Raw genomic sequence first — 15363 nt, forward strand, 5'->3', positions numbered from 1 at the left:
GGGGAACGGTAATGGAGAAGAACGCAGTTCGTATTGCGCCAGCGGTCGAAGGCTCGGTGGTCTATGTGATCGACGACGACGAGTCGATCTGCGCGGCGCTTTCCAGCCTGTTGCGCTCGTCCGGTTTCGCAACCCGTACCTTTACGCGAATCGACGAATTTCTGCTGGCGCCGAAAGAGGATGTGCCGGGCTGCCTGCTGCTCGACGTGCGGCTACGCGGCGAGAGCGGCCTGACGTTTCAGCAAAGTGCGCACCGCTACGAGGTGGACATGCCCATTGTCTTTATGACGGCGCACGGCGACATCGAAATGTCGGTGCGGGCCATGAAGGCGGGGGCGATCGACTTTCTCACCAAGCCCGTTCGCGAGCAGCGCGTAATCGACGCCGTTTCGACGGCCATCGCGCGCCATGCCGCGTGGCGCGAACGCGCCCGCTCGGAGGCGACGCTGCGCGCGCGCTACGACCAGTTGACGGCGCGCGAGCGAGAAGTCGTGTCGTATGTGGTGGAAGGTTTGCTGAACAAGCAAATTGCGGGCGAATTGAATCTGAGCGAAATCACGATCAAGATTCACCGCAGCTCGGCCATGCGCAAGCTCGAAGCACAGTCGGTGGCCGATCTCGTGAGGAAGATGGAGGTCATCAGCGCCGCGGAGCAAGCGCGCAATTGACGGCTCGCCAGCGAGGCAGGCGCGACAAGGATGGGGAGAGGTATGGCAGCTAGAGCGGGCCGGCATGCGACCGCCGATATCCCGGGTTGGGAGGTGACGGGCGCCGCGGAAACTCACGGGTGCATCGTCTGTGCGGAGCGGCTGCATCGCGAAGACGACCTGGTGATGTACCGCGTGATCACCGACGCGAGCGAGCAGCCGCTCATCGTGAAGGCGCCGTTCGAGGAGCGCGCGTCGCGCGAACTCCTCGCTTCGTTCGAGAAAGAATACAGCCTGCGCGAGTCGATCGACACTCAGTGGGGCATTCGCCCGCGCGAGTTGTTTCGTTCGGGCGGCCAGTTTCTCCTCACGCTGCACAATTGCGAGGGCGTGTCGCTCGGCGGCGAGATCGCGCTCGGCCGCTCGCCGCAGCGCTTTCTTGCGCTCGCCGTGTCGCTCGCTTCGGCGCTCAAGGGCATGCATGCCAACGGGCTCGTTCATCACAACCTGAGCCCCGCCAATCTGTTTGCGGACTGGGAACAGCGCGTGTGGATCACGGGCTTCGGCAGCGCTTGCGGTTTCGAGGGCAATTACGCGGGTGGCGGTGAACTCGGCCTCGTGCCCATGACCCAGCTCCCTTATCTCGCGCCCGAGCGCACCAGTGCTGTGAGCCAGCGCAGCGATCCGCGCAGCGACTTGTATTCGCTCGGCGTGCTGCTCTATCAGCTACTGTCCGGGCAGATGCCGTACGAGGCGCGCGAGCGCGACGAATGGATCTATTCGCATCTCGTGAGCACGCCGCGGTCGCTGCGCAATCTCGTTCCCGGAATCCGTCCCGAGATCGAATTCGTCATCAACAAGCTGCTGGCCAAAGCCGCCGACGACCGGTATCAAAGCGCCGCGGGCGTCGAGGCCGATCTGCAGCTTTGCCTCGATGAAATGACCCAGGGCACAGGGGTTTCGCCCGCGCTGCTCGGCCGGGGTGACCGTCAACCGCAAGCCGTGTTTCCCGTGCGTACGTACGGGCGGCAGCGCGAACTCGAACAGCTGCACGGCGCGCTGGAGCGTGTGCGCCAGACCGGCGACGCCATGGCGGTGATCGTCGAGGGCGAGCCGGGCGTCGGCAAGACGTTTTTCATCGAGGAATTCAAGCGCAATATCGGTTCGGCAGGCGTTCATTTCACGCTCGGTAAGTTCGATCAGTACAACGACAACGTGCCGTACGCGGCTTTTGTCCAGGTGCTACGCGGGCTCGTGCGTCCGCTCTTGCGGCAGACCGGCCCGGAAGTCGCACTATGGAAAGGCCGCTTCGAGGACGCCGTGGGGAAGGCCGGGCGACTGATCGTGAATCTGGTGCCGGAGATCGGCGCCATGGTGGGACCGCAGCCCGCCATCGAAGCACTGCCGCCGCAAGAGGCGACCAACCGTTTTCTGCTGGTCGTCAAGCGCTTTCTCATGCTGTTTTCGGACAAGCAGCGGCCGCTCGTGCTCTTTCTGGACGACGTGCAATGGCTCGATTCCGGCACGCTCGAACTCATCGATGGGCTGGCTTCGGATGCCGAACTAAAAAATCTTCTGCTGGTGCTCGCGCATCGCAGCATCGAGCTGGGCCGCTCGCGCGTGGCGAGCGAACGCCTCAGCGGCATTCTGTTCGGCCGAAAGGTGACCGAAAAAATCGGCCTGTTGCCGCTCACGCTCGCGGACGTCGTGATGCTGATCGCCGAGACACTGGTCGAGCCGCCCGAGGCCGTCGCGCCGCTCGCTTCGGTGATCTTCGAAAGGACGGGCGGCAATCCTTTCTTCACGATCGAATTCCTGCGCGAGCTGATTCAGGACCGGCTCATCGTGCCGGATGCGTACAGCGTGGGCTGGACGTGGGACATCGACAAGATTCGCGACAAGGGCTACACCGACAATGTGGTGGATCTGCTCACGCTGCGTCTCACGCGCCTGAACGACGAGACCAAGCATGTCCTGGCGTTCTTTGCCTGCGTAGGGGGCACGGCGCGGGTCGGCGCGCTGGCCCGCGTGCTCGGCACCGACAGCCGCCGCGTGCTGGCGACGATGCGGGAAGCCGAGACGGCGGGCCTCGTCTCGCGCAAGGGAGAGGCCTACCGCTTCGCGCACGACCGCGTGCAGGAGGCCGCGTATGCGATGCTGGGCGAAACCGCGCGTGAACTCGCGCACGCGCAGATCGGCACCAATCTGCTGTTCGCCATGCCAACGGCCCCGAGCACGGCGGAAGTATTCGAGGTGGTCGGGCATTTGAACCGCTCGCAGCGCATCCTTTCACAAGCGGACCGCGCGCGGCTTGCCGAACTCGACGTGCAGGCGGGAAACGCGGCCAAGGCGGCAGCCGCATGGAGTTCCGCGCGCGAGTATTTCGCTCAGGCGGAAAAGCTCATCGTGCAGTATGGCGTGAGCGAGGCGCGTATCGACGTATTCCGGCTACTGCTCGACATGGCCGAATGCGAGTCCCTCACGGGCGATTTCGGCCAGGCGCTCGAAACGGCGCACAAGGCGTTCAACCGCGCGGGCGGCCTGCTCAAACGCGCCGCCGCGTTGCGCATGGAGATCCGCATTCACCAGGCGTCGGGCGATTACCGGCGTGCGATCGACACGACGCTCATGGCGCTGGCGCTGCTGAACGTCGAGGTGCAGGGCGAAGGGATCGACGATGCGCTGGTCGCGCAAAAGCTCGCGGAGTTGCGTGAACTGTGCCCACCGCATCAGGTGGCGGCGCTCCTCACGCGCGGTTGCCTCGAAGACCCCATGCACGATGCCGTGATCGGCCTCATCATCGATGCGATTCCGAGTGCGTATATCGGCGTGCAGAAACTGTTCCCGATACTCGTGCTCAAGGCAGCCGAATTGTGCCTGACGCACGGCAACACACGTCTGGCAGGCTATGTCTACGCCATCTACGCGTTGCTGCTGGTCGGGACCACGCGCGAATTCGATCTCGCACTGCGCTTTTCCGAACTTGCGCTTGCCGTGAACGAGCGTTATGGCGAATCGCGTCTGACCGGCACGCTGCAGCACCTGCACGGCGACCACATCCTGATCTGGCGGCGTCCGTTTCGCGCGGCGATTCCCGTGCTCAGCCGCGCGATGAGCCAGTGCGTGGAAGCGGGCGACTTCATCTACGCCGGCTATATCGCGTTCGAGAGCATCTGGCAGGCCTATGAGCGCGGCGAGCACCTCAACGAGGTGACCAGCCTGTGCCGCGAGAATCTGCGTTTTGCGAACGAGCTGCGCAACAAGCCCATCTCCGTCACGATCGAACTCGAATTGATGTTCCTGCTGAGCTTGCAGGGCGTCGATGCGGCGGATCAAGGCATGGCTTCTACGCATGAAGCGCTCGTCGCAGTCGTGCGCGAGAGCCAGTTTGGCTGCGGTATCGCCTTTGCGGCGATCATGGAAATGAAGCTGGACTTTCTGCACAGCCGCTTCGCCTCCACCGTTGTACGCGCGCGCGAGATCGAGCCGCTGCTGGGCGCGGTGATGGCAATGCCGATCGAGGTGACCTACTACTTTCTTCGCGCGCTTGCGCTCATGCGCGTGATCGACGAAGTGCGGCAAGAAGCTGGACAGGAAGCCGCGCGCGAATTGATGGAGCGCGAACTCATCGACGCCATCGACCGGCTCAAGTCATGGGCACAAAGCGCGCCAGAAAACTTCGGCAGCCGCTATACGCTCGTCACGGCCGAATATGCGCGGCTCGTGGGCGATTACGTCCAGGCAGAGCAGGAATACGAGCGTGCCATCGAACTGGCGCGTGAGAACGGGCAGCCGCATTACGAGGCGATGGCGCGCGAATGCTCGGCGCACTTCTATCTGCAACGCGGTCTGACTGCGGTTTCCCACGCGTGCCTGCGCTCGGCTCGGGACGCCTACGCGCGCTGGGGCGCCGACGCCAAGGTGCGCAGTTTGGAGCAGGCGTTTCATCACCTGCGTGATTCCGCGTCCACGGCGCTCAACTCGGGCGGCCATGCCGCGCCACTGGGCACGGTCGATGTCGCGGCGATGGTTCAACTGTCCCAGGCCGTTTCCAGTGAAATCGACCTCGACAAGCTGGTGCAGGCGTTCATGCAAATTGCGGTGCGCCACAGCGGCGCGCAGCGTGCGCTGCTCATTCTGTGGTCGGGCGAGAGCTTTCGCATCGTGGCGGAGGCCGGCTTCGCGCAGAACGGCATCACGGTGGAGGCACGCGACATGGGCCTGTGTGAGACCGTGGCGCCGCTTACCGTCATTCGGCATGTCATGAGGGTTCAAGAGAACGTCGTCATCGACGACGGCGCGGAGCCGAACGATTTCTGCGACGACCGCTACCTCAGTACAGGCCGCTGCCGCTCGCTTCTCTGCCTGCCGCTGTTGCGGCACGGGGGGCTGGTCGGCGTGCTGTACATGGAGAACGGTGTCACCCCATACGTGTTCGATGTCGCGCGCATCAACCTGATGAACATGCTGGCGACCCAGGCCGCCATTTCCATCGAGAACGCGAGACTCTATTCCGCGCTCAAGCGCGAGAACGTCGAGCGCCGCCAGACCGAAGCGCGGCTCAGACGCAGCGAGGCGTTCCTCGAAGAGGGCCAGCGTATCAGCAAGACGGGCACCTTCATCTGGAACACGATCACGAACGAGTTGCTGTGGTCGCGTGAGAACTACGCGTTGTGGGGCGTGGATTTCACCTGCGAGCGGCCGACGATCGAGATGTGTCTTGCACGCGTGCACGTCGACGATCATCTGCGCTTCAAGGAAGTCTTCGTGAAAGCGATTAGCGAAGACGCGACCCATAGCTTCGAATTTTCGACCGTGCAGGACGACGGCAGTTTGCGCCGCCTGCAGGTAATCTTCCGCCCGTGGTCGAGCGACGAGAGCGGCGCGCGCGAGTACATCGGCGCGACGATCGACATTACGGACCGGCGCGCCTATGAAGACGCCTTGCGGCGCGGCGAGATGTATCTCTCCGAAGCGCAGCGGCTCAGCAATATCGGCAGTATTGGCTGGAATGTCGAGTCGCGCGACATGACGTGTTCCGCGCAAACCTACCGGATCCTCGAAATGGACGAGCCCGCACGGCCGCACATGGATCTCATGCTGGAGCGCATTCATCCCGACGACGTCGATCAGGTGAGGCGCGCGCTGCGCGAAGCGGAGGAAGGCGCGTCGATCATCGAGGCCGAGTATCGCGTGCGCGTGGAGACGGGTGCGGTGAAGTACCTGCGCATGATGGCGAGGCCGATCGAATCCGCCAGCCGCGCCGTGGAATACGTCGGGGCTCTTGCCGACATGACCGAAATTCACCAGGCGCAAAACGCGTTGCTGCGTGCACAGGCGGAACTCACGCACGTCACGCGCGTGTCGACGCTCGGTGAGCTGACGGCCTCGCTCGCGCACGATCTAAAACAGCCGCTGATGGCGATCATCACGCATGGCGAGGCGGGGATGCGCTGGCTGGACCGCGCGGTGCCTTCGATCGCGGAAGCGCGCAACAATCTCGCGCGCATCGTGAGCGACGCCGACCGCGCGAGCGAAGTGATCAACCGCCTGCGTGCGCTCGCGCGCAAGGAACGCCCGAATCGCGCTGCAATCGATTTGACGCAAACGGTCACCGAAGTGATTGCGCTCGTTCGACAGGAGATGGAGAAGAACAATATTCGCCTGCGCGTCGTGGCCGAAGACGGCTTGCCCAGAGTGGCCGCCGACAAGATCCAGATTCAGCAGGTGATCATGAACCTGATCTTCAATGGCATGCATTCGATCCTGAAGTGCCCAGGCAGTACGCGGGTGCTGAAAATCTCGGCGGAACTCGTTGGCGCGGAGTCCGTGAGAGTGTGTGTGTGCGATTCGGGTACGGGTATCGCTGCCGATATCGTCGACCGGCTGTTCGAGCCGTTCTTCACGACGAAGTCGGACGGCATGGGACTAGGCCTGTCCATTTGCCGCTCGATCATCGAGGAACATCGCGGTTCGATCTGGGCATTCAACAATCAGGACGCGGGCGCGACGTTCTGCTTCGAGCTTTGCGCGGCTGGAAGCGGCACTGGCGACGTTGTCGCGGCACACGTGAACGGGATAGCCGCATGAGCCATTCCACAACCATCCTGGATCAACTGGCCGATTACGATGTCACCCAATTGGTGGCGGGGCCGCCAGCGCTCTATCGCGGCGTGAACAAGGAAGGCGCTCGCGTGCTGTTCGTGGTGACGGAAGACGGCCCGAAGGAGCACGAGCGGCGCGCGCAGCTGGAGCACGAATATGCGCTGCGCGCGCGTCTCGCCGAGCCGTGGGCTGCACGGCCTTATGCGCTATTGCGCGAAAACGGCTTTTTCGCGCTCGCGTTGCGCGACCCCGGCGGCACGCTCTTGCGCGCGCGCTGGCGTTCGACGCAAAAGCTCGAGCGCTTTCTGCGCGCCGCGATAGCGATTTCCGCCGCGGTGGAATCGCTCCATGGAGCCGGGCTGATTCATTGCGATTTGAATCCCGATCATATCCTGCTCGACAATTCCGAAGAATCGGCGTGCCTCCTTGGCTTTAGCCACGCGATGATGGCCAATCGCTCGGATCGCGAAGCGAATCTGCATCACGCCAGCAGCGGATCGATCGAATACATGGCGCCGGAGCTTTGCGGACGGATGGAGCGCATGCTGGACTGCCGCGCCGATCTGTATTCGCTGGGCTGTCTGTTCTACGAAATGCTGACAGGCGTGCTGCCGTTTACGGGTGTGGACAGAATGGCGCTCGCGCATGCGCAGCTCGCCAAGCAGCCCATGCGTCCTTCCTCCTATGCGCCGGGATTGCCGCGTCAGGTAGAAGCGGTCATCATGAAACTGCTCGCCAAGAATCCCAACGACCGCTATCAGTCGGCGGCGGGGCTGCACGCCGATTTGACGCGCTGCCTGAACGCCGGCTCGGAGCGCAACGGGCCCGCCTTGTTTCCCCTGGACCTGCACGCGAGCGTCGCGAACAGCCGGCATACGGGCGCGCTCTATGGCCGCCGCGGCCAGATGGACGTGCTCGACGCTACCTTGCGCCGCGTGAGCGCGAGCGGCGCGGTCGAACTGGTCTTCGTCGCCGGATATTCGGGCAGCGGAAAATCTTCGCTGGTCGATCAGTGGGCTAGCGCGATCGGCACGAATTCGATCTCGTACGCACGGGGCACGTGCGAGCAGCTCGATTCGACGCAACCCTATGGCGCGCTGGCCCGTGCGCTCGAGCGGCTCATACGCCCGATTCTCGGCCAGGAAGACGCGAGCTTCACCGCGACGCGCAAGCGCCTTGTGGCACGCATGGGCGAGCGCGCGGAGATTCTCTATGGCCTGTTGCCCGACCTGAAACTGATACTGGGCGATCTGTCGAGCGACACCGAAACAGAGTTCAACGTAGACAGAGCGCTTTATTTGCGCACGATTGCCGATCTGCTCAAAGGTGTAGTGCCGCCCGAGCGCCCGCTCGTGCTGTTCTTCGATGACATGCAGTGGGTCGATGAAGGCACGCTAACGGTTCTCGACTATCTGACCCGTGACGGCGAGCTCTCGCATGTCATGCTGATCGCGGCGTTTCGCAGCAACGAAGTGACGCAGGAACATGCGCTCGCCAGGCTGATTGCCGAGGCGAAAGACCGTCATCAGGTGATTGCTGTCGAGCCGCTCGAACGCGGCGACATGGCGCGCCTCGTCGGCGATACGCTGGGCTGCAAGCTCGACGCGTCGCTGCCGGTGATCGACATCATTCGGGAAAAGACGGGCGGCAATCCGTTTTTCACGATTCAGCTTGCCGCGGAACTCGCGAGCGAAGGGCTGATTGAATTCGAGGAAAAGGGCGCGTTGCGCCTGCGGGACGTCGATCGCATTCGCGCCAAGCTGTATTCGGACAACGTGGCGGACCTCATGCTGCTGCGTTTCGCACGGCTGGGCGAGGGCGCGCGTTACGCCTTGCAGGTCTTTGCCAGCCTCGGCGGCGCCGCGAAGCTCGGGGATCTCGCGGCGGCAGCGAGCCTCACGCAGCAGGCACTGGAAGCGAGTCTGCGCGAGGCGTTCAACGCTTCGCTCATCGACCGCGACGCGGATATGCTGCGTTTCAAGCACGACCGCATTCGCGAGGCCGCGTACGGGTCGATGAGCGAAGACGACAAGGCGGCCCTGCACCTCGACATCGGGCGCAGACTCGCCATGCGCTTGCGCGAGGACGAGCCGAGCGACGAACTCTTCGTCGTCGCGAACCAGATCAATCGCGGGGCATCGCGGATCGTCTCGCCCGAGGAGCGCAAGCGCTTTGCGTACCTCAATCTGCTCGCAGGGGAAAGAGCGAAGGTGGCGACCGCGTACACGTCGGCGCTCGTCTATTTCGAAACGGCGGCGGCGCTGATCGACGAAAGCACCGACGAAGACACGGCGCAGTGGACGGAATTCCATCGGGCCGACGTGGAATGCCTGATCGGCACGCTCGCGCCCGCCGAGGCGCGGCTCGTGGCGCTCGGGCGCAAGCCGGTGAGCATGGCGTTGCGGGCGGAATTGACGCGCTTGACGGCGAGCCTGCAAACGGCCCAGAACCGGCAGATTCAGGCGCTGACCACGGGACTCGATTTTCTGGCCCGGCTTGGCGTGAACGTCGAAGAGCGTCCTTCCGACAGCGAGGTCGACCGCCTTTACCGGCAATTGCGCGGCGAACTAGGCGATAGAACGGTTGCGCAGCTTGCCGATCACGCGTGGGTCGAAGACCCGGTGTGGCGCTGCGCGCTCGATGTGCTCGCCGATCTCATTCCGCCCGCGCTCTTTTTCAACGCCAACCTGCTCGACGTCATTCTGCTGAACCTGACCTTGCTGAGTTTGCGGCACGGTCTTTCCGATTCCGCGGCATATGGTTTCGTGTGTCTGAATCTCGTCTTTGCGGAACGCTACGGCGATTACCGGACGGGCTACGAGTTCGCGCAGCTGGCCGTCGATGTCGTCGATCGTTGCAAACGGTCACGCTACAAGGCGCGCATTTACATGCGCTTTGGCAGCCTCGTGATTCCCTGGAGCCGCCCGGCCCAGGACGCCATGCCTTATATCGAGCAAGCGAAGAAGGTGGCGAGAGAGGACGGCGATCTGGTATTCGACGTGTCCGGCGCGCGTAATGTCGTAAGCGTGCTGCTGCTCGCGGGCCGGCCGCTGGACGAAGTGCTGGCGGAGGCGAAGAACGGTCTGAACGTCGCGAGGTTGTCTCGCTTCTATCTGTATTCGGGCGTTTTCCGCGCGCAGATCCAGCTCGTCGAACAACTGGGCGATGCGGGACGGCGCGAGACCGCGGAGCAACCCTGCGACGAGGGCTACAAGCGGGATATCGAAGCGGTTCGAGCGAACAACACGAGCGTCGGCTTTGCCTACTGGACGTGCATGCTTCAGGCGAGCTTTATTTCCGGCGATTTCGAAGCGGCGCTCGAGGCAGAGGTGGCAGCAAGACGGTCGATCAGCGCATCGAGAATGTTCCTCGAATTGATCGAATATCGCTTCTTTGGCGCACTCATGCGAGCGAAGCAGTGTGAAACAGCGGCCACGCCGCACGAACGGGCCGTGCACCGTGAAGCGCTCGACGCGCATTGCGCGGCGCTCGCCGCGTGGGCGCATGTCGGTCCCGCGAACCTCATGGGGCGGGCCGCGCTCGTCGATGCCGAAATCGCACGGCTCGACGGCCGCGCCCGCGAGGCGGAGCACCTGTATAACAAGGCCATTCGTCACGCACACGAACGGCGGATTCTGCATGTCGAGGCGATCGCGTGCGAACTCGCGGCGGGATTTCATCGCCAGCAAGGCCGCGGCGCGATTGCCGACGCCTACTTGCGCGATGCTTCGCATGCCTACGCATGGTGGGGCGCGAACGCCAAGGTTCGCGCCATGACGGAGCGCGGCCTCAAAACGGAGGCCGCGGCCAGCGCGCCGATGCCGGCCTTCGACTATCCCTCACAGCAACTCGATATTGCCGCGATCATCAAAGCTTCGAGCGCGCTATCCAGCGAGATCGTGCTGAGCCGTCTGATCGAAACGCTCGCGCTCGTGACGCTCGAACACGCGGGCGCCCAGCGTTGCGTGCTCGCGCTGAACCACGAGGGCGGCTTGCAGATTCACGCCGAGGCCGAGACCCGCGCCGAACTCGCCGAAGTCAATGTCGTGCGGCGCGAGATTTCGAGCGAGGACCTGCCGCTCACGCTGGTGCGAACGGTCATCCGCACGGGAAAGCCGCTCGCGCTCGGCAGCGCGGCGACAGAGGGCGGTTATACGCGCGACGACTATGTGCGAAGAACTCAGGCGAAGTCGGTGCTCTGCCTGCCGCTGCTCAAGCAAGGCGGTCTGGTCGGCGTGATCTTTCTGGAGAACCGGCTAAGCGAAAACGCATTTACCGAGGACAAGATCGCGGTGCTCTCCGTGCTCGGCGCACAGGCCGCCATCGCGCTCGAAAACGCGCGCCTCTATCAAGATGTCGTCGAGCAGAATCAGCGGATTGCACATACGGAGGAAGCACTGCGCAACGCCATGGCCGAGCTTTCGCGCGTGACGCGCCTCACGACCATGGGCCAACTGGTGGCATCCATTGCGCATGAAATCAGTCAGCCGATCAGCGCAATTCATTCGTCTGCCTCGGCAGGCGTGCACTGGCTCGAGCGAGATCCGCCCGCGCTCGAGGAGGCGCGCAAGCTGTTTGCGCTCGTGGCGGGCGAAAGCCTGCGCGCCTCGAGCATCATTCATGGCATACGCGAGCTGGCGAAGAACGCACCGCCCACGCTAACCGTGTTCGACCTGAGGAGCGCGGTTGCCGAAGCGCTGCTGCTCGCGGGCGCCGAGGTCGAGAATAACCACGTCGAAGTCGACAACGGCATCGCGCCGGAGTTTTTCGTCAAAGGCGACCGCGTGCAGATCCAGCAGATCGCGCTCAATCTCATCGTCAACGCGGTGGAGGCGATGGCAAGCGTCGATTCGCGCGCCCGCGTGCTCGAACTGTCCAGTCGCCATGTGGAGGGAGGGAGGGCCGAAATCACCGTGGCCGACTCGGGCCCCGGGCTGCAGGCGTGCGTCGAGGGTTCGCTGTTCGAGCCGTTCGTGACGACCAAGGCGACGGGCATGGGCCTCGGCCTGTCGATCTGCCGCTCGATCGTCGAGCGCCATGGCGGCACGCTGGAGTTCGAGCCGAACACGCCGCACGGCGCGCGCTTCGTTTTCTCACTCGCCGCAGCGTTCGCCGCGCCGGACGAGATGCAGCCCTGAAACTCAGCCGGATGGGGCGACCGCCTGCTTGACGTGCATGGCCAGTGCCTGCGCGCTGACCGGTTTCGTGAGGAACGCGCGCACGCCGATCGACATGGCCCGCGCCTCGACTTCGGCGGCCGGATACGCGGTGATCAGCACGAACGGCGCATCGATACCCATGTCGAGCATGCCTTCGAACATTTGCAGGCCGGACATGCCCGGCATCTGGAGATCGGAGACGACGCACGCGGTGCGATTGTGCGCAAGCCATCGCAGGACGTCGTTCCCCGATTCGAAGGTTTCGACCTCGTAGCCGAGCGAACGAAGCAAGCTGGCAAGTGCAAGCCGAACCGACTGATCGTCGTCGACCACACAGACGTGATGAGCGGCGGACACGCATGATCTCCTGAACAACAACGGCGCGCCGGAGCAAAACGCCAGCGCGGGTCGACAGCGCTGATAGTAATGACGGAATTCGCCGGGCGGAATCATACGCTTGTATAGCGGGTGTGAATTTTTACAACACCGGCACGCACGCATGAACCATTTGGGAGGTGAGTGCGCGTGCGAACGCTGCGCGGCACACGTGATGGGCGTGCAGGCCGCGCAGGCTTCTAGCGATTCATTTCGAATAGTTTCGGAATGGAAAGTTATTTTGCCGTCGCGCCGGACGCGCGGGGCAAGGCGAGACTCGTCAGCGCGCCGATTACGCAGAGTGCGGCCACATAGAGTTCCGGGGCAGACGGGTTCCATTTCAGCATCAGCGATACGAAAACGGGCGTCAGGCCGCCGAATACCGCGTAGGCCACGTTGTACGAGAACGAGATGCCGGAGAAGCGCACTGCGGGCGGAAAGGCATTGACCATGGCGACGGGAATGGCCGCCACGGCGCCGACAAAGAAACCCGACACGGCATAGAGCGGCAGCAGCGCGCCCGGATCGGCGGCGAGGTGTCGAAGCATTGCGAAGTACGATGCGCCGAGCAGCAGGCTGCCAACGAAGATCGTGCGCCGCGTGCCGATGCGCCCGGCCAGCGATCCTGCAATCACGCAGCCGATGCACAGGCAGAGCGTCGCAGCCGAATTCGCCTGCAATGCGGTGGCGGGATCGATATGAAAACGTTTAACCACGAGCGTCGGCGTCATGAGGATCACGACGACAATCGCTGCGGTGAGCGTCCACGTGAGCAGCATCGACACGATCACGGCACGGCCATGCTCGCGCAGCACGGTTTTGAGCGGCACTTCCGTGGCGAGCGAGCGGCGCGCCTTCATTTCGACGAACACCGGCGTTTCGTTGAGCCAGCGGCGCAAAAAGGCCGAGAGAATGCCAAACAGGCCGCCGATCACGAAGGGAATACGCCATGCGTAGGCGGCGATCTCCTCATGCGAATAGTGATGATTCACGCCCGAGGCGATCAGCGAGCCAAGCAGGATGCCAAACGTCAGGCCGCCGGTGAGCAGGCCGCACGCGTAGCCGATATAGCGCGGCGGCACGTGCTCGGAAACGAACACCCAGGCACCGGGTACTTCACCGCCCACGGCTGCGCCTTGCAGCACGCGGCACAACAGCAGCAGGACGGGTGCGGCAATGCCGATGGCCCCGAAAGTCGGCAGCAGGCCCATGAGGAGCGTGGGCAGCGCCATCAGCATCACGCTCAGGGTGAACATGCGCTTGCGGCCGACCAGATCGCCGAAATGCGCGAGGATCACGCCGCCGAGCGGCCGCGCGAGGTAGCCCGCTGCGAAAATGCCGAACGTTTGCATCTGGCGCAGCCAGTCGGGAATGGCGGGCGGGAAGAACAATTGGCCAATGGTGGCGGCAAAAAATACGTAGATGACGAAATCATAGAATTCGAGTGCGCCGCCAAGCGCAGCCAATGTGAGCGTGCGGTGATCGCTTCCCGCCAGTGGGCGGTGCGGCACAAAGGGAATTTGAGGCGAATTGAGGGAATTCATCGGCGAGGCCAGTTTGGGTTGAGGGACGGCACGTTCCCTGCGCGCGGGCGCAATGGACGATCAATGAACCGACCTCGGCGCCGATAACGTACCAGGCCATCAAAACACCTGACCCATTCGCGCTATTCCAGACGCAAGGCAAGCCAGGAAGGTGCGATTGGTTTTGTACAAAAAACTAAATAAATGCATCAGGTCATTCGGATATGATTTAGGAAAGAATTCTCGAACAATCATTTGCTGCTCGAATATCGCGCGCATTGCACGCTGCGTTGCCGGTTGAATCCAACAGGTCTGAATTGATATTTTCCATGTCCACAGCGTACAAAAGGAGGGAAGGCATGGTTGCGGACAGGAATATGGCCAATTCGTCCGATCTGGCAACCAGCTTGATCGATGCGAAGCTGATGCTGTTGCGCGACGGCGCAGTGCAGCTTTATCGAGTAGAAAAACAGGGATCGTCGGTGCTGGCCGCCATCCCGCTGTCGCCGGCGCCCGAGGCCGGGCTGGCCCAACTGCGTCACGAATACGGCATCCGTGCCAGGCTCGAACACGGGTTTGCGCTACGTCCCATCCAGTTCGTGATTCACAACCAGAATCCCGCGATGCTGCTGCACGACCCGCGGGGGCAGATGTTGAACGGGCTCGTCGGCGCGGCCATGCCGCTCGAGGCATTCATGCGCCACGCGGCGCGTATGGCGTTGGCTCTCGCATCGGCGCATGCCGCGGGGCTCGTGCATGGTGCGCTGACGCCTGCAAACTTCATGGTGCACAGCGAAGGGCGCCGCGCATGGCTCACGGGTTTTCGCGCGCTGCGCGCCGTTCCGGACGCCGAAGCGTTCGACAGCGACATCCTCGCGAACGTCGACCCGGAGCGCGTGCATTACGTCGCGCCGGAAGCGACAGGGCGGCTGCGCCGTCCCGTTGACGCACGCTCGGATCTGTATTCGCTCGGGTGCATCTTCTATCAGATGCTCACGGGCAGCGTGCTTTTTCCGAATCTCGCGCCGTCCGAAGAAATTCACGCGCATATCGCAAGGCGCCCGATGGACGGGAGCGCCGCCTCAGTCATTGCGCCGCAGCTTTTGCCCATTCTGTTGCGGCTGCTCGCCAAGGAGCCTCAGGAGCGCTACCAGGCCGCGACCGACGTCGTCAAGGATCTGCTGGCCCTGCACGCTCCCGGGAGCGGGGACGATGCGCCTGCGCCCGCTATCGCGCTTGGGGCCGTGCAATGTGTCGATAGTCGGCCTTGAACAATCCGCGAAGGCTTATGCGGCAAGGCTCTGAGGCCGAATTGGTGTTGTGGGAATTGCAGGGACCAGGCATATTGACGCTTGAATCCTGCAAATCCTGACGAGGTGCGGATGGGTCCGAAGACGCCTGTGACAGAAGGAGATTTCTTCCGGCAGCCGCTGCGTGAGCAGATCAATCTGAAACATCCGCTGGTGCGGCTGGCTGAACTGATCAACTGGGATCGGCTGGGCGTGGCAATGAGCGAGAGCTTCGTGTCGCGCAAGGGACGGCCGGCAACATCAC

6 protein-coding genes and 1 pseudogene are annotated in these 15363 nt (G+C 63.3%); 5 read left to right on the top strand and 2 right to left on the bottom strand.

Annotated elements, in window-relative coordinates; translation table 11 throughout:
- Window positions 1-11 precede the first annotated feature (11 nt).
- From E1N52_RS35545 to E1N52_RS35555, 3 genes are read left to right on the top strand one after another with little or no spacing between them, the layout of a single operon-like run.
- Window positions 12-668: a response regulator transcription factor gene (locus tag E1N52_RS35545; RefSeq protein ID WP_133188637.1), complete on the top strand. Its 657-nt coding sequence runs from the start codon at window positions 12-14 to the stop codon at window positions 666-668.
- A gap of 42 nt (window positions 669-710) precedes the next feature.
- A complete protein-coding gene (locus E1N52_RS35550; protein WP_165979513.1) occupies window positions 711-6737 on the top strand; it encodes a trifunctional serine/threonine-protein kinase/ATP-binding protein/sensor histidine kinase in 6027 nt (2008 codons plus the stop codon).
- On the top strand, window positions 6734-11890 hold the full coding sequence (locus tag E1N52_RS35555; protein WP_133188641.1) for a trifunctional serine/threonine-protein kinase/ATP-binding protein/sensor histidine kinase: 5157 nt from the start codon (window positions 6734-6736) through the stop codon (window positions 11888-11890). The genes E1N52_RS35550 and E1N52_RS35555 overlap by 4 nt, the downstream gene beginning before the upstream one ends.
- Window positions 11891-11893: 3 nt before the next feature.
- Here the strand turns inward: E1N52_RS35555 and E1N52_RS44315 are convergent, their stop codons facing one another.
- Window positions 11894-12268: a response regulator gene (locus E1N52_RS44315; protein WP_165979514.1), complete on the bottom strand. Its 375-nt coding sequence runs from the start codon at window positions 12266-12268 to the stop codon at window positions 11894-11896.
- Between the two features lie 254 nt (window positions 12269-12522).
- Window positions 12523-13830: an MFS transporter gene (locus E1N52_RS35565; RefSeq protein ID WP_133188645.1), complete on the bottom strand. Its 1308-nt coding sequence runs from the start codon at window positions 13828-13830 to the stop codon at window positions 12523-12525.
- Window positions 13831-14186: 356 nt separating this feature from the next.
- On the opposite strand from E1N52_RS35565, the gene E1N52_RS35570 reads away from it, so the two are divergent.
- Window positions 14187-15080 carry a protein kinase domain-containing protein gene (locus tag E1N52_RS35570; protein WP_165979515.1) on the top strand — a complete coding sequence of 298 codons (894 nt, stop codon included), beginning with the start codon at window positions 14187-14189 and terminating at the stop codon, window positions 15078-15080.
- A 111-nt stretch (window positions 15081-15191) separates the two neighbouring features.
- A pseudogene (locus E1N52_RS35575) lies at window positions 15192-15363 on the top strand (IS5/IS1182 family transposase); the annotation flags it as partial.

Source organism: Paraburkholderia guartelaensis (assembly GCF_004353905.1).
In the GTDB taxonomy this organism is placed as follows: domain Bacteria; phylum Pseudomonadota; class Gammaproteobacteria; order Burkholderiales; family Burkholderiaceae; genus Paraburkholderia; species Paraburkholderia guartelaensis.